The 14,810-nt window shown below is 31.8% G+C and carries 16 protein-coding genes and 2 tRNA genes; 10 read left to right on the top strand and 8 right to left on the bottom strand.

Annotated elements, in window-relative coordinates:
* Positions 1-112: 112 nt before the first annotated feature.
* Genes mcrG through mcrB form a run of 4 tightly spaced genes read right to left on the bottom strand, consistent with a single transcriptional unit; the run spans position 113 to position 3,351 of the window.
* Positions 113-895, bottom strand: coding sequence for a coenzyme-B sulfoethylthiotransferase subunit gamma (gene mcrG / locus METVU_RS00730; RefSeq protein ID WP_012819562.1), 783 nt, complete (start codon positions 893-895; stop codon positions 113-115).
* 9 nt (positions 896-904) lie between these two features.
* Positions 905-1,507: a methyl-coenzyme M reductase I operon protein C gene (gene mcrC / locus METVU_RS00725; RefSeq protein ID WP_012819561.1), complete on the bottom strand. Its 603-nt coding sequence runs from the start codon at positions 1,505-1,507 to the stop codon at positions 905-907.
* Position 1,508: 1 nt separating this feature from the next.
* Positions 1,509-1,997 carry a methyl-coenzyme M reductase operon protein D gene (gene mcrD, locus METVU_RS00720; RefSeq protein WP_012819560.1) on the bottom strand — a complete coding sequence of 163 codons (489 nt, stop codon included), beginning with the start codon at positions 1,995-1,997 and terminating at the stop codon, positions 1,509-1,511.
* A gap of 19 nt (positions 1,998-2,016) precedes the next feature.
* The gene (mcrB, locus tag METVU_RS00715; protein WP_012819559.1) at positions 2,017-3,351 is read right to left on the bottom strand and encodes a coenzyme-B sulfoethylthiotransferase subunit beta; all 1,335 of its coding nucleotides are present in this window, start codon (positions 3,349-3,351) and stop codon (positions 2,017-2,019) included.
* 232 nt (positions 3,352-3,583) lie between these two features.
* Here mcrB and mmp10 point away from each other — a divergent pair, with 232 nt between their 5' ends.
* Positions 3,584-4,831 (top strand): methyl coenzyme M reductase-arginine methyltransferase Mmp10, encoded by a 1,248-nt coding sequence (gene mmp10, locus METVU_RS00710; protein ID WP_012819558.1) that lies wholly within the window; start codon positions 3,584-3,586, stop codon positions 4,829-4,831.
* A 59-nt stretch (positions 4,832-4,890) separates the two neighbouring features.
* On the opposite strand, the gene mfnF is transcribed toward mmp10, so the two are convergent.
* Positions 4,891-5,877: a (4-{4-[2-(gamma-L-glutamylamino)ethyl]phenoxymethyl}furan-2-yl)methanamine synthase gene (gene mfnF / locus METVU_RS00705; protein ID WP_211204355.1), complete on the bottom strand. Its 987-nt coding sequence runs from the start codon at positions 5,875-5,877 to the stop codon at positions 4,891-4,893.
* Between the two features lie 600 nt (positions 5,878-6,477).
* On the opposite strand from mfnF, the gene METVU_RS00695 reads away from it, so the two are divergent.
* Both METVU_RS00695 and priS read left to right on the top strand, forming a co-directional pair.
* On the top strand, positions 6,478-6,669 hold the full coding sequence (locus tag METVU_RS00695; protein ID WP_012819555.1) for a hypothetical protein: 192 nt from the start codon (positions 6,478-6,480) through the stop codon (positions 6,667-6,669).
* A gap of 33 nt (positions 6,670-6,702) precedes the next feature.
* Positions 6,703-7,749, top strand: a complete 1,047-nt coding sequence (priS, locus tag METVU_RS00690; protein ID WP_012819554.1) for a DNA primase catalytic subunit PriS — start codon at positions 6,703-6,705, stop codon at positions 7,747-7,749.
* Between the two features lie 246 nt (positions 7,750-7,995).
* On the opposite strand, the gene METVU_RS00685 is transcribed toward priS, so the two are convergent.
* Positions 7,996-8,646: a DUF166 family protein gene (locus tag METVU_RS00685; protein ID WP_012819553.1), complete on the bottom strand. Its 651-nt coding sequence runs from the start codon at positions 8,644-8,646 to the stop codon at positions 7,996-7,998.
* Positions 8,647-8,809: 163 nt separating this feature from the next.
* Positions 8,810-8,883 (bottom strand) — tRNA-Thr (locus METVU_RS00680).
* Between the two features lie 92 nt (positions 8,884-8,975).
* Between METVU_RS00680 and METVU_RS00675 the strand changes: the two genes are divergently transcribed.
* Positions 8,976-9,048 (top strand) — tRNA-Gln (locus METVU_RS00675).
* A gap of 134 nt (positions 9,049-9,182) precedes the next feature.
* On the opposite strand, the gene METVU_RS00670 is transcribed toward METVU_RS00675, so the two are convergent.
* Positions 9,183-9,875 carry an HDIG domain-containing metalloprotein gene (locus METVU_RS00670; RefSeq protein ID WP_012819552.1) on the bottom strand — a complete coding sequence of 231 codons (693 nt, stop codon included), beginning with the start codon at positions 9,873-9,875 and terminating at the stop codon, positions 9,183-9,185.
* A 397-nt stretch (positions 9,876-10,272) separates the two neighbouring features.
* Between METVU_RS00670 and METVU_RS00665 the strand changes: the two genes are divergently transcribed.
* The 6 genes from METVU_RS00665 (at position 10,273) to METVU_RS00640 (ending at position 14,787) form a co-directional block, all read left to right on the top strand.
* A complete protein-coding gene (locus METVU_RS00665; RefSeq protein WP_012819551.1) occupies positions 10,273-10,632 on the top strand; it encodes a cysteine-rich small domain-containing protein in 360 nt (119 codons plus the stop codon).
* A gap of 4 nt (positions 10,633-10,636) precedes the next feature.
* Positions 10,637-11,659, top strand: coding sequence for an A24 family peptidase C-terminal domain-containing protein (locus tag METVU_RS00660; protein ID WP_012819550.1), 1,023 nt, complete (start codon positions 10,637-10,639; stop codon positions 11,657-11,659).
* A 40-nt stretch (positions 11,660-11,699) separates the two neighbouring features.
* Positions 11,700-12,101 carry a class III signal peptide-containing protein gene (locus METVU_RS00655; protein WP_012819549.1) on the top strand — a complete coding sequence of 134 codons (402 nt, stop codon included), beginning with the start codon at positions 11,700-11,702 and terminating at the stop codon, positions 12,099-12,101.
* A 108-nt stretch (positions 12,102-12,209) separates the two neighbouring features.
* A complete protein-coding gene (locus tag METVU_RS00650) occupies positions 12,210-13,343 on the top strand; it encodes a DUF515 domain-containing protein (RefSeq protein ID WP_012819548.1) in 1,134 nt (377 codons plus the stop codon).
* A gap of 121 nt (positions 13,344-13,464) precedes the next feature.
* Positions 13,465-14,319 carry a hypothetical protein gene (locus METVU_RS00645; protein WP_012819547.1) on the top strand — a complete coding sequence of 285 codons (855 nt, stop codon included), beginning with the start codon at positions 13,465-13,467 and terminating at the stop codon, positions 14,317-14,319.
* Positions 14,320-14,358: 39 nt separating this feature from the next.
* The gene (locus tag METVU_RS00640; RefSeq protein ID WP_012819546.1) at positions 14,359-14,787 is read left to right on the top strand and encodes a class III signal peptide-containing protein; all 429 of its coding nucleotides are present in this window, start codon (positions 14,359-14,361) and stop codon (positions 14,785-14,787) included.
* Positions 14,788-14,810: the final 23 nt, after the last annotated feature.

Raw genomic sequence — 14,810 nt, 5'->3', positions numbered from 1 at the left:
CACCTCTGCGAGGAATTTTTAATATTTTAATCTGTTTGTAATAATTTTTGTAATTAAGTTTTTTTGATTTAGTTTAAAAGGTTAAAAGTTATTATGTATAGAGGAAGAGTTTTTAGAGTTTTTCAAAGACATCTTCTACTGGAATGAATCCTCCTAAGGTTCTTGCTCTGTGGATTCTCTTAACAACTATCAATAACTCTTCATCATCTCTCATTGGAACTCCATCAATTCTATAGATGGTTGTAATTTCTTTTAATTTTTCTTCTGGTAATGGTTCTCCGACATCTACTGGTTCATCCAAAGGTCTTCCAACTTGATCTTTAACATATAAAACGTGTCCTGTCTTTTCATCATAAACGTATCTTTGGAGAGCATCGAACATTAAACCGTTTTCATCTAACCTTAACGAGTGTCCGTGGACAGTAGCTCCTCTGATACCAATTCTTGCAGGATCGTAGAAAGCAGTATCAATTAAGAAGTTTTTAGATAATGCTTCTAAATCACTTTCTCTCATTTCAATAACTTGTCTTCCTGATAATGTTCCAGTATCTACTCCTCTAAATCTCCACATATATGTTCTTGCTCTATCGTATGGCTGAGCTGGAGCGAAATACATTGAATCAGCGAACTGGATGTATCTAATTCTGTGTCCTTCCTTAGCCCCATTTATTGGCTCAACTAAGTCCCTTACATAGTCCTCTGGTAAATCCATCTCATCCAATGGTGGGTGAACTGTTTTATAGTCCTCTCCTGGTTGTCTGTGTCCCATTATCTTAACAATATCATCATCTGGAATATCTCTTAACTTTTCTAACTGAACGTCTGGATTCATGTGATCTCTTCTATTTTGAGCTATTTTTGTTTGCCCAGGGTAAAACTGTGGCTCGTATGCCATATAATCACCTCAATTTAAGTTTAAGTGGAGTTTTATTTTTTTAATAACTTCATCTATTTTCGTCTGAGGGCATGATTCGCCCCTTACTACTCCGGTTACTATATCCACAACTGTTCCTTTGGTTTTTGGTTCTAATGGCATGACATCTCTTGTTTTCACACCATACTTTGCGAGATCTTCCATATCTACGGGGGCTTGACAGACAATAATGGTAGGAATTTCCACGTATTTAAGTAGGAGTCCTGCCTTGTAGACGATGTGGCTGATAACGTTTCCGAAGTGAACGACACAGAGTTTGTGCCTGTTTATCTGCTCTGCTTCTTCTGGCTTGATCCCAAATGTTGAACCTAAAGCTCCTCTTGGAGCATCATGTGGTATTCCAGATCCTGCATTTAAGACCAAGACACTGGTTTGAATTCCTGCTTCTCTTATACCATAAGTTATTTCACAGACAGGTTTTGTTATATGCCTCCTACCTGGAGACATTGCTACAACCACGACATCATTTCTTAACGCCTCTGCAAATGTCCCTCTCTGTGCCAATCCTCCTCCCTCTCCTAAACCCATCACTGATCTACAATCCACGATTTGTTCTCTTCTTCCTACTGGCATATTATTCCTCTTTATCCTCTTTTTCTACTACTGTAACTGAGGTTGCCATTCTACTTCTTGGATCAACCATTCCTATTAATCGTCTATCCATTTCATTTATTAGGAATACCCCATCTTCTCCATATTTTATATAATCAGTAACTGTTGGTCTATCCTTCAAGAATTTTCCAACTCTTAGATTGTATCCAAATGGGAAGAGTTCTTTACATATTTCATCTAATTTGTCCAGTTCACTGTCATCACTTAGTGTAATCCAAAATCTTCCTGCCATCACTGTTAATTCTACTGGAACTCCTTTGACGTTTATTATTTTTCTTTCAGTGTGATTTACTGGTGTTCCTCTTGCAGGCCCGTAATTCACAACTTTGGGAAGAGGTTGACCGTGGATCACAACTCTCTCCACGGTCTTTAAATCGTAGATTTTATTAAGAAATTTTTCAGTTGTGGATGCTTTTAAATATCTGTGAGGGAAGATCTCAACTTCAATCATAAGTAATCACTTAATTATTTTAGATTTTATCTTTAACTTCTAATGCTCCTTTTATAACATATTTCAATGGTTCTCTAAACTCATCAATTGCACTGAAAACGGTTCCGACTAATGCTGATGTTTTTTCAGGTGAGAACATCTGTGTTCCAGCGTCTAAACACATTGCTGCTGCAACTGGTGGGATAGCGAATCCTTTTGAGTGCCTTGTAACGATGTGGTTTCCGTTGAAGATACCTGGCCCTCCTCCTCCGTAGATTGAGTGTGAGAAGAATGAGAACCCAACTGCTGTACCTTCACATCTACCGAAGTCAACTCCTGGCAGTCCAGTTTCGTATTCTAAGATGTCGTTGTAGTATAAGATTGTTGATGCAATGTTCTGTGCTGCTCTTGCAGCCCCACAGTTTACAATTGCTGCTGCAACTAAACCAGCTGCTGCATAAGCGTTCCACTTAGCAACGTCAACTGGCTTATATAAGGTAAATCCGGATGGTAGTGTTTTATCTTCTTTAATTACTCCATCTTCTAATGCTCTTTCAACTGTTGAAGCAACAACGGTCCCTACTGTTCCATTTTTACCGTTTGCTTTAACTAAGTCAATTACTAAGTTGTCTGCATTTAAACCTTGGTATGCTAAGCCCAATAAGTGCATTCTTTCAAATAATCCGACAGCATCTCCCATTTCAAACATTGCTGTTTGTTCCATAATTGAAGCGAATGCAACAGCGTTCATAACATTTTTCTTTGTACAAGCAACGAAGTGGTTTGCCATAATGTTTCTTAATGCATAACCTGGTCCTTCCAATGATAATGGATTACCTAATAAAGCAGCGATGTTTGATCCTTTCATTGCTACTTCGTGTGGATAACCTCCGATAATAGCTGCGTGAACCATTGGAGCGTCAAATAAATCAACGTCAAATGTTCTTATTATTGCTTCTTTTAATGCCTGAGCTGTAACTAAAACAGAAACAGAGTATTCTGCTGCAACATCTAATCTTTTTGATGGAATTTGAACTGCCATCTGTTTTCCATCGTTGATTAATTTAATTGATGTATCGTCATCATCAGAAACTTTGATAACTTTTTCAACATACTCAGCGACTGTTTCAGCATTCTCTACGATTGGTAAATCCAACTCTCTTCCTCTGATCATGCAACCTTTTCCGCCAACAGCTCCTGTTCTTAAAGCGTTCTCGATACCTGCTAAGTTAACTGCTACTGTCCTCTTAACGTCTTTTACCAACTTTTGAATTGTTGGGTTATATAATGGACTTACTGCCTCTAATGGAACGTTCTCCTCTACCAAGTTTCCTTTTTCGTCGTATAGGTTTATTGTGTCTTTATACTTTACCATAGGAATCACTCCCACATATTGGTTCGTTATAGAATATTCGCACTTTATATATATCCACTTTTTCATTTGAACAAAATCGTAAAACATATATACTACTTGGATTTGAAATTCACAAACAAAGTTTTAAATGTGGAGGAGCAGATCTCCCTAATATATTTGTGGTGAAACGGTCTCTATATAAAAGTTTCTTTTTGAAATTTTTTAATAAAAATTGTAGTTATAGTGTGAAAGTATGGAGGATGTTAGTTTATTAGTAGATCTTAAAGGAGAGCCAGGAATTAATTGTAATGGATTTTGTAAATTTTGCTATTTTAGAAAGGTTGATAAAAAAAACCCAAAACCGTTGGGGTGTAGATACTGCCAATTTACGATTGGATGTGATTACTGCACATATTCAGTTAGAGAGATGAACGGGGACTTTGTTCCATTACCTTTCGCATTGATGGAATTACAGAGTGGTTTAATGTTTAAAAGGTATAAAAAGGTTAATTTAACAGCAGGCGGAGATGTTAGCTGTTATCCTCAATTAAGAGAGCTTTGTAGGGCAATAAGTAATTTTGGATTGCGTATTCATTTAGGATACACTTCTGGAAAGGGTTTTGATAATTTAGATCTGGCTAAAAGTTTAGTCGAGTTTGGAGTTGATGAAGTAACATTTTCCGTCTTCTCAACAGATCCGAAGATTAGAAAAGAATGGATGAACGACAAGAATGCTGAAACAGCTTTAAAGTGTTTAAAATATTTTTGTGAAAATTGCGAAGTTCACTGTGCAATAATCGTTATTCCTGGAGTTAATGATGGAGATGAATTAAAAAAAACAATCTCTGATTTAGTTGATTGGGGAGCTAAGGCAGTTATATTAATGAGATTTGCTAACAAAGAAGAGCAGGGTTTAATATTAGAAAATGCTCCAATAATTGAAGGAATTAACCCTCACTCAATAGATGAGTTTAAAAAAATTGTAGATAAAATGTATAAAGAGTTTGGTAAAGAAATTCGTGTTAGTGGAACTCCTTTACATGATCCAATCACTGGAACACCATTTGCATTGGCCAAGGAGGAAAACAGATCTACTTTAGAACGATTAAAAAATAAGATTGAAGGAGAAGCAACGATAATAACAGGAAATATTGCTTATCCATTTTTAAAAAAGATCTTTGATGAGACATCTGTAAATGTTGTTAAAGTAAATAAAGATATTGCGGACTTAATTACCGCAAAGGACTTGGAGAGATTGAACTTAAAGGATGTTAAAGAAACAGTTTTTATTCCTCCGAAAGCGTTTGTTCATGATTTGGTTGCAGAAGAACTTCTAAGGAGGGATGGGGTAGAGCGGATGGTTGTTCGAGGAGTTGAGCAGTTAACCTTAGATGGGGAGGTTAGTGGAGTGTATACAAAAGAAGAAGCGTTAAAATTTGAAATTGAGGCATTTGAAGAACTGATAGGGATGATCAACTTTTTTGGAATGAAGAAGAGATAATCATAAAATAAATATCAAATAAACTATTAACAAATAAACTTAATATGATTAAAGTTATTTTAGTATTTTAGTTGTTTTTGTAGTAGTTTAGCCACTGCAAAACTTGGGGTTGATAGTGAAACATCCTTACCATAAATCTCTTTTATAGATATTAGGTTATAATGATCATTTAAAGCATCTTTTAAAATACTCTCTCCTAAACCGGTTATAACAACGTCTTTTAAGTTGTATTTTTTTGCAACATTATTAATATTTTCTCTGATTAACTCTAAAAGCTTATTATATAATTTATTTGCAATATCTACTATCTCATCATCGTTAATCAATTCTCTATCGGCACATAAAACCCTTGCTAACCTTGTTAAACAACTTTCATAGTCCTTTCCTGATCCATCTGGCGTATCACAAGTGTAATCCTTTTCTGTAATTTTATTCAATATTACAGCCATATCTGCGGTAATGGCAAAATATTCCGAAGATAAATTAGTTAATTTTCCTCTAAACTCTATTTTATTAGTTAAGAAACTCACAGGAGTTCTTAAAGTCCCAACGTAGATCAACTGATTGCTCATCAACCTATCCAAGTCCGTTTTTTCAGCCAAAATGTTTTTATCTTTTATTGGAATTATGTCTGTGGTAGTAGATCCCATATCAACCAAAATACAACTATCTTTTATAAATTCTGAAACAAATTTAGCAGTTGCATTCCAATTTGATGCTGAAACGTCTAAATAATTTTTTTTAGCTTGTTCTGGGGTTAAAAAGTTTCCATTAACATCAAATATATATATTGGACAATTAAAAGCATTTTCAACTTTATTTATTATATCTTCAACTCCCTCTTTCTTTGTTTTGTAGCAATCAGCTAATTCTGCGGTCATAACTAAGGCAACATAATCAACATTATCACTGTAATTTTTTAGTAATTTCTCTAATTCATCTTTTTTCTTCCACATTGGAAAATAAATATGATGGGTTTTATAGTTATCTCCTTCAATTTCTGTTATTTTTGTATTTGCCCCTCCAATATCTATTCCTAAAATCAAAGTATCACCCAATTTTTATTTTAAAAATTTTTACTACCATTCCAAAAATTAAATAATCATAAACCCTTTTGATATTATATCTTATAAATTTATAAAGAACATTGACCTCGTGAAAATTATACCTTATTGTCCATTAATAAAAGGAAACTGTAAAAAAAGAATGCGTAATGTGGGAGGAGTATGAGGATGAAAATGGAAATCTAATAAAAACTTGTAAATTAGTGGATTGTATTGACTCAATAAATGTTTTATCCAATTATTGTTTTTGAAAGGTTTATATGAAAAAACTGGAATTACTAAAAATGAAGAAGATTTAAACCAGGTTGTTAAAGTATCAGATAATACGGCTAATCAAGAAGAAATACTAAAAGAATTGAAATCAAAATCAGTAGAAGAAATATGTAATGATCTCTACGGATATCTCATTAATGAATTTAAAAGTCCAGATAAAATTATTGGCTTTTATCGAGTAATTGACTTATTCTGGGAATCAAAAGGAACTATTACCAAGTGATCTAAAAAGTAAAATAAAAAATCTGAAATACTTTTAGAAATTAAAGTTAATGAAGAAAGAGAAAAGGTTAAACAGAAGAAAATAGAATGGAAAAAGAAAACATTCCAAACTATGTGAAATTGTGCTATAAAAAAGCATTAGAATATGGATTTGACAAAGTTAGATTAGTAGATATACGTGAATTCTTAGGTGCTGAGGGAGTTGAGGTATCTCCAACTACTGAAAAAATAATCCAATCAAAAGTAAATAGTATGTTAAAATCAAAGAAAAAGCAATAGAAACAATAATTAGTTAATCTCTGGTGAAGATAAATGAACACATTTGCAGAGGTTCAAAAACTATATAGGGAGTATTACAGCTTTGCAATAAAAAATAATCTCTTAGAAATTCCGGATTGTATTGAGTATAGGGAATTTGGATATGGCTATTTAAAAAAAGTTGATAATAGAAATTTATCTTTTAAAAATGAGAGAGAGTATAAATCTTGGATATTAAAAAATGCTCCAATGCATCTCTACAAATCATTAGCTTATATGAGGTATCCGAGTAATGTTGGTGGAGCATCTAATAAGGGAATATTTAGAAGAGAATTGGCTTTTGATATTGATGTTCATAAAACAGGGAAGTGTAATCATGAAGATGATTGGATATGCAAGTATTGTTTAGAAGAGGCAAAAAATCAGGCAATTTATTTAATTGAAGAATTTTTAATTCCTGATTTTGGTTTAAATGAGGATGATTTAAAAATAGTTTTTAGCGGAAATAGGGGTTATCATATATACATAAAACCAAAAAATAAAGATATTCTTGAGATCATTGAAAACTACTCAAAAGAAGATAGAAGATTTTTAATGGACTATATTCTTGGAAAAAATTTAAACTTGCATAATATTGGTAGTGGATGGAGGAGAAGGTTAATAAAAGAATTTAAAAAGAACAATATTGGAACAAGGCAATTTGAAAAAGAAAAGAACTGGAAAAAAATCATCGAAAAGAGAAAAAATAAAGAAAAAATTTATAATATAATTGATAAATCTAAGAATAAAATTGAATTGGATGAAAAGGTTATGGAAGATGATATTCGACTACTGAGGGTTATAAATTCCCTACATGGATATACGGGATTTATTGTTAAGCCGTTGAATAACTTAAATGAATTAAAAAAATTTAACCCTCTAAAGGATGCAATATTCAAATATTTTGAGGAGATAGAATATCGAGTGGATATATTTGACGATAGAAAATTCGAAATTCAAATTGGAGGGAAAAAATATCATCATAAAAGTAGAAAAGTTAGCGGATCTGCTTTATTATACTTATTCGGACATAATATTAAATTCACCATTAGTTGTCGCTAAGGAAGCTCCGCTCTTTAGAGTGGAGAGGAATTCAGATGAAAACCTAACGGTTTTCATTACTCTCCTCGCTACGCTCGAAGATAGGGGAGGCGGGCGGAGATAAGGTTTATATATTCAAATTGCCTTATTATTTATCGAGGCGGTCTGACCCCGCCCAATGAGCTGAATCTGCCCAATGACCCCTCGGCGACGAGGATGAGAGGGTGTTCCCAGTGGGAACCTCCGCCCTTTAGGGCGGAGAGGAGGTCAGATTAGAGGAGTAATACCTTCAACAAGCAACTTTCCTGCTTTTGTTTTCTTCCCTTCTTTTTCTACAAATATTCTTATCTTTCCTGCTCTACAAAAATGCTGAACTCTTAAACCGATATTTAATAAAAGATTGTCATCAAATTTTTTTCCAATAAATTCTTCTAAGGTCTTTGATGTAGAGCCACAGGGAGCTTCTCTCAAAATTTCAATTTTTCTTATAATTTTATTGTTATCAAGAATTACATTAATCTTTGGTCTTCCAAAATACTCTAAAAACTCTTTTAGTTGAGGGTATTTATTTACGTATTTATCTAATTTCTCTTCATCAATTTCACACATAAGATTTGGGCAGAATACATTTCCAAAACTTTCGAGTTGTTTTTTAAACCCCTCTCCTTTCCAAGCCCCGACTAAAACAAACGATTTACGATTAATGGATTTTACTATCTCATACGTTAGATCTGGATTTAATGTATAGGTTATAAAGAGATCGTAGTCATTTAATTTGTTTAATATTTCCTTGTCAATTACAATTTCATCAAAATCTCCATAGTATTTCACTTTTATAATATCACATGGAAACTTTTTCTTTATTGTTTCATGTGCTCGATCTCCATATGCCCCATCTGTTAGTATAGCAATTTTCACAGTTTCACCAGAGGTTAATAGAAAAAATGGGATAAAAAATTAATTATTAAGAAAAATTAATAAAAATAAATCGTATCATAATAAATTAATAAACCATCACAAACAATTAAAACTTATAAAACTTAAAATAAAAAATAAAAGATTAAAAAATATTAAAAAATAGAGCCTCGGGCGGGGTTTGAACCCGCGACCTCCTGCTTACCAAGCAGGCGCTCCGCCAGGCTGAGCTACCGAGGCACTATAAGCATAGATAAATTACTACCACTTATATATAAATATTACGCCGAAAAGTATATATACCCCTTTATGATATTTACTAAATTGCTTGTAGCCCGGTGGTGTAGTGGCCTATCATCCGGGGCTTTGGACCCCGGGACCGCGGTTCGAATCCGCGCCGGGCTATCATTTTTTATATTAGATCTATTAATTGGTTATATTAAATATATAAATACATATAATTGTTTAAAATAAAACTAAATAAAAAGTATTAAAAATTAAAGAAATAATAAAAAATGATAGAAAATAAAAAATAGAACTTAGTCCTCTTCAATAGAACTCAAAATGGCTCTTAAAAATTCTATTGTTTTTAATTTTCCTTCCTTACTCCTTATCTCATAAACCCTCAATGGATTAATTGCTTTATAAATATCCTGCTCAGAGATTCCAAGGTCTCTACTTCTTGCCTGACAAACTCTAACTGCAACATCATTAATTTTTGAATCTGCTTCATCTGCATAGTGAACTATATACGCCTCTATCGAATTAGGCCTTGTTGGGGAGTGATCCCCATGATGAGAAGCAATGATTTTAATTACCTCCATTGGAAAATCTCTTTTATAGAGTTCAGCAACTGCCAAAGTTAAGTGATCTAAGTTAAACATATCATAATGATCAAAACTTCCATCCTCATTCTTTACATAGTTATAGGGTTTCATTATGTCGTGTAAAAGTGCCCCTGCAAGTAAATAGTCCCTATTTATCTTAACCCCATAAACATCCTCAAAAACATCCGCCATTTTTAATGCAAGTTTTGCCACAGATAGAGTGTGCTCTATCAACCCTCCCTTATATCTATGGTGCCAATTTATGCTTGCTGGGGATTCTTCAACACTTATCCCAGTATCTACAACTTCCGGATGTGTTGCTTTTGGATTTTTCAAAAACTCAATAACCTTTTTTCTCAGTTTTTCATCTTTTATTTGCTCCGCTAATTTTATTAATCTTTCCATAAAATCCCCCTTGACGTTTTTGTTTGTTTTGATCATCAATTTTTATTGCTTTAATCGTTAAGAATGATATTGAACATAGTTTATATATAATTTATATATTTATAAAATCAATATATAACCTATAATTTTAATATAAAAATTGAGAAATATATAAACATATAAATGATCAATATATAATGTCATAATAATGAGATAGATTAATGAGATAAGATTAACATCATAAACAGAATAAATAAAGCAAAAAAGAAAAAAGAAGAAATAAACAATTAGATGTTGCTCTTACCATTTCTATTTCTATAAAACCCCCATATTGCGAGTTCGTGAAGTTTTAAATAAAGTTTTAAATATGGCGTTGAGAATAGTAATTTTTTAGTTAGTTTAAAAAAAGGTGTTATAAATGATCGAGCTTGCTAAAAGTCATTTAAAAAAGGTCTTAGAGTTGTGTGGAGCTAATAGAAACTGTGAATACTATCCCTGCCATTTTGATGGACAAGTTTGTTTGTGGTGTTTTTGCCCTTTCTATCCATGCGAAGATGAGGAGTTAGGGGAGTATATAAAGAGAAGAGATGGAACAAAAATTTGGAGTTGTGTTAAATGCCATTGGGTTCATAGAGAAGAAGTTGCGACAGAAATATTAAAAGAGATCCTGTCTTTAACAAAAAATAACAGTATAGATGAGGGATTACAATTATTGGATGATAGAGAGTTGATGTTAAAAATAAAAGATAAAATTAAAGCCAAGTACCCAAATAGGTGAAATTGTGGATTTATTGGATGCAGTTTATATCATTAACTTCATTTTACTTATTTTAGCATCAATAACTGATATAAAGGAGAGAATTATTCCTCATAAGTATGTTATAATCATGGCAGTGTTGAATTTGATCGTTGGATACCATTACTTTGGTATCAATGCAGTTATTGCGTTTTTCACAACTTTTATACTGTGTCTTATTTTGAGCATTGGAATGGGAGGAGGAGATGTTAAATTATTTACTGCCTTAGCTCCAATTTTTGCATATCCCGATTCATTTATATTTTATGTTCCAAAGTATATACTTTATTTAATAGCCATCAGTATGTTTATTGCTGCGGTTTTTCCTATGTATAAAATTTTAGTGAGATATTGGAAAGATATTATCCCTTCTGCCTGTTATCTAACTATGATACTTGGTATATTGTATTATTTTATAAATATCTACGAAATTCCTTATGCTTCTCTTATTATTTGGGCATATATCGTTATTTCAGTGTTCTTATCAAGAAAACTCCCAAAATATAAAGAATACACAAAAAAGCTGGGTTATTTATTTCCAATTTACCTGATTTTATTTTATATTTTTGATAAAAATTATTTTATCAAGTATAACCTTTTAATAACATCCCTGGTTTATCTTGGAGAAATTATCCTAATTTCAATAGTTATTTATGCCTTAACAGGTGTAGAAATATCAGATAAAAAGCATATTGAGCAATTAAAAGAAGGAGATATTCTTAGAGACATTATAATAATTGATGGAAATAATGTTGAGGTAAAAAACTTAAATATAATGAAAAGAATAAAATTTCTATTGGAACATGAAATCAAAGGAAGTGAAAATAGAGAAATAATATTAACTGATGGAGAGGGACTTTCAAATGAGGATATTGAAAAAATAAAAAAACTCTATATGGAAGGAAAAATTCCCGACAAACTAAATGTTATAAAGACATATCCGTTTGTTCCGTTTGTGGTGTTTGGGTATTTAGTAGTTTTAATTCTAATGAAACTCTCGATAATATAATTTTCCACATCACACAAGGGATATTACAAGGGGAATGTGTATGCCACTTAAAAAAATTAAAAATTGGACATTATTTAGTATTGGAAGAGCACAAATATCACTTGAATTCTCATTTTTATTTCTTGTAATAATGTTGGTGTGTATTATTAGTATAAGCCATTTTCTTTCTCAAAACTTTACTGAGGAAGATAGGGTAATAAATGAAGTTGAAAACTCAGCAAAAACTGCTGTAATTTTGATAAACTCTGGATATAATGGAATTAATCCTAATGCTACTTTGATATATGGTGGAATTTCTTGGTCTGATGACAAGAGAGAGTTATACATCTACATCTCTCCAAAAGAATATATTACTCCAAATATAAGAAACTTTATTGTTGATTATATATATAACTCAACAGACATAAACAGAAGTAAATATGTCATAATTGTAGATCCCTAAACTATTGTGAGACAAAACTATAAAAATGAGTGATGATAAATAAGACAATAAATGATTATATATATGTTTTAATATTTAGGTGTAGAGTTATATGGTGCGGGTGGTTATATGGTAGATACCTCAAAAATTAAAGCGTTAAAAGAAAAGAGTAAAAAAACGACAAGATCAGGTTCATTAAAGTTTGTATTGATTGTATTGATCATAATGACCGTGGGAGCGTTGGCATTTATAACCTACAATGAACTAAGCAAGATAACTCTTCAAAAAAATGCTGAACTTGAAAATCAGAAAAAACTTGCTATCCAATCAATAAACCAAATGTTTTCTAAGTATCCAAACGATCCGCAGAAGTTGATATATATCAACGAAATTCAAAATGCTAAGAGCATAGATGAGATAAACAAAATATTAGAAGATGCAAAAAGATATATTGCATTTAAAGATTACAAAAATGAAGCAATTAACCAAATAAAAAGCATATATGGAAGTTATTACTCTTTAAGTTTGTATGCTCAGGAACTTGTTCATAAAATAAGTATGGCTCAATCTCCTCAAGAAATAGAAAATATATTAAAAAATGCTGATATTCAGAATGATATAAGAAACATTATTGAAAAGCAGATTGATTATGCTCTCGCTTCTGGAGATAAATATTATTATGTAGAGATAAACGGAAAATCTATGTTTATGACAAGATCAGATATTTTAAAATATAGAAATATATGGACTCTACCTGAACTTAAATCTCTAAAAATTACACCCGTCTCAGAATTAAACAAGTTGGCTATTGAAATATCTGCAAAACAGTGCGGTAAATTACCTCACAAGGGAGATATTATATCGATCTACAATAAAAACGGATCTTTTGTATCGTATGGAATCGTTGAGTCATCCTACGTTATTGTCTCATCTATAAGTTATAGTGAAAGTAAATCAACATCAGATAATGTAAATAAACTTGGAGAAACCTACTCCTCCTCATCATCTTCAAGTGTTTCCTACTCCTTAAACAATATTCCAGGTATACTCCACGCAACAGTTATTGATAAGCTTGATTATAGTAAAATAGAAAAGATGTTTGGAGATTATGGGATAAAACTTAACAGAATCGAAGATAGCACTCAAATATTTGATGGAAATGTAAACTACTTTTTAATAATTTCAGTTCCAAACGACAAAGTTCCTGATTTAGTAAAACTTAACTCAAAAGATATAATTATTGCTATAAAATCAAGTGAATAGTTAAATTTAATTATTAACTTTAATTTTTTACTAAACTTTGAATAATAATAGAAAAACAGACCTAACTTTTATAGATCTTGATAAAAGAAAGAAATAAAAAGTTAAATACCGTTCAACGGTGATGAATGTGAAATTAACTTCAAAAACCATAATAAAAAAGATAATTATCATCTTTATAATAAGTGCAATTCTTCTATCTTTAAATTTTGGAGAAAGAACTATTGCCAAGATGGGATACTCCTATACAATCACAGGAGAAATAACAAACACCAATCCATACTCAATATTTGTCGCTGTCCCCTCCAATATAAGTTTTGAAGAGAAAACACTTCCAAAACCAAAAGATTGTTTATCAGCAACTCTTGATTTAGTGAATCAGACATCCGGAGTTGTTTATTATTCAGATATATTCAATGGAAAAAAGGGATTTTGGATACCTCCATTTACAACTGTAAAGATAAGAATCTATAATTATAATAAAACAACATACGATATAAATATAGATAATAGTCAAAGCGATTATGATGTAGTAGGCCCTGCTGTCGTTGACAAAGTGAAAGTTTTAGATCTAAATACTTTATTTAAAGATGCAGAAGATAAGGGAATTAAGATCGGAAAATTTAAGATGTACGTTGATGGATATGTTGTGAAAGAGGATACCGACTCAATAAGTATTATAATCCCTGCTCCAATAATTATCAAAAACTACGATGAGTTCTATAAGATAGTTGGAAATGGAGATGCAGATGTTTGGATTTCCTCATATAATAGTTGGTATGAGAAGCAGTTAGAAAGAAAGGGGATCAATCCAAATAATGATAACCCTTTAATTCCACAAGACAATGGTGTGCTCGAACCCCCAGACAATTTTAAGATCTTTGATGTTCCTGCAATGGCCTTTACTACATCTTCATTCCATCCAATAGATTTCTACTATATCGTTTATAAATATGAAAGCGATGGAAACGAACAATAGCAACACATTAATTTTTATAACATTTTTTAGGGGATCTTTATGTTTAGATTTAGAAAAAGAGGACAAATTTCCTTAGAATTTTCACTTCTGTTTTTAGGAGTGTTAGTTGCTCTTATAGTTGCTGTTGGTTATCCAGGAATGTTCGGTTTAAAAAAGACCGTAGAAATTTCATCTATGAGTTTAGCACATGCTGCCGTTTCTAAGATGAAACAGACCATTGATCTCGTAGAGATAGCCGATGAAGGCACTGTAAGGACAGTTTACATAAAATCTCCTCCTGGAACTTGGGGTGCTAATGGAAATATTCTTTATCTTTATAGGGATAGTGGTGGAATAAAATACAATATAACTGCTAAATGTAATATAAACTTAAAGATTCTTGGAAATGCAACCGTGCCATATGCAAAAATAATAACTGTTGAAGTTAAAAAAGTAAATTCTTCACAAGTTAATATTACAATATCTTAAACTGGGGCTTTATTTTATTTTTT

Source organism: Methanocaldococcus vulcanius M7, assembly GCF_000024625.1.
Classification (GTDB): Archaea; AGJL01; Methanococci; order Methanococcales; family Methanocaldococcaceae; genus Methanocaldococcus; species Methanocaldococcus vulcanius.
Note: the sequence above shows the minus strand (reverse complement) of the source record. Positions and strands in the feature narration are given on the sequence as shown.

Bases quoted from the DNA above. Each gene is read 5' to 3' on its own strand.
- mcrG (WP_012819562.1), bottom strand. From the start codon at position 895: ATGGCATACGAGCCACAGTTTTACCCTGGGCAAACAAAAATAGCTCAA.
- mcrC (WP_012819561.1), bottom strand. From the start codon at position 1,507: ATGCCAGTAGGAAGAAGAGAACAAATCGTGGATTGTAGATCAGTGATG.
- mcrD (WP_012819560.1), bottom strand. From the start codon at position 1,997: ATGATTGAAGTTGAGATCTTCCCTCACAGATATTTAAAAGCATCCACA.
- mcrB (WP_012819559.1), bottom strand. From the start codon at position 3,351: ATGGTAAAGTATAAAGACACAATAAACCTATACGACGAAAAAGGAAAC.
- mmp10 (WP_012819558.1), top strand. From the start codon at position 3,584: ATGGAGGATGTTAGTTTATTAGTAGATCTTAAAGGAGAGCCAGGAATT.
- METVU_RS00695 (WP_012819555.1), top strand. From the start codon at position 6,478: ATGGAAAAAGAAAACATTCCAAACTATGTGAAATTGTGCTATAAAAAA.
- priS (WP_012819554.1), top strand. From the start codon at position 6,703: ATGAACACATTTGCAGAGGTTCAAAAACTATATAGGGAGTATTACAGC.
- METVU_RS00670 (WP_012819552.1), bottom strand. From the start codon at position 9,875: ATGGAAAGATTAATAAAATTAGCGGAGCAAATAAAAGATGAAAAACTG.
- METVU_RS00665 (WP_012819551.1), top strand. From the start codon at position 10,273: ATGATCGAGCTTGCTAAAAGTCATTTAAAAAAGGTCTTAGAGTTGTGT.
- METVU_RS00655 (WP_012819549.1), top strand. From the start codon at position 11,700: ATGCCACTTAAAAAAATTAAAAATTGGACATTATTTAGTATTGGAAGA.
- METVU_RS00650 (WP_012819548.1), top strand. From the start codon at position 12,210: ATGGTAGATACCTCAAAAATTAAAGCGTTAAAAGAAAAGAGTAAAAAA.
- METVU_RS00645 (WP_012819547.1), top strand. From the start codon at position 13,465: ATGAATGTGAAATTAACTTCAAAAACCATAATAAAAAAGATAATTATC.
- METVU_RS00640 (WP_012819546.1), top strand. From the start codon at position 14,359: ATGTTTAGATTTAGAAAAAGAGGACAAATTTCCTTAGAATTTTCACTT.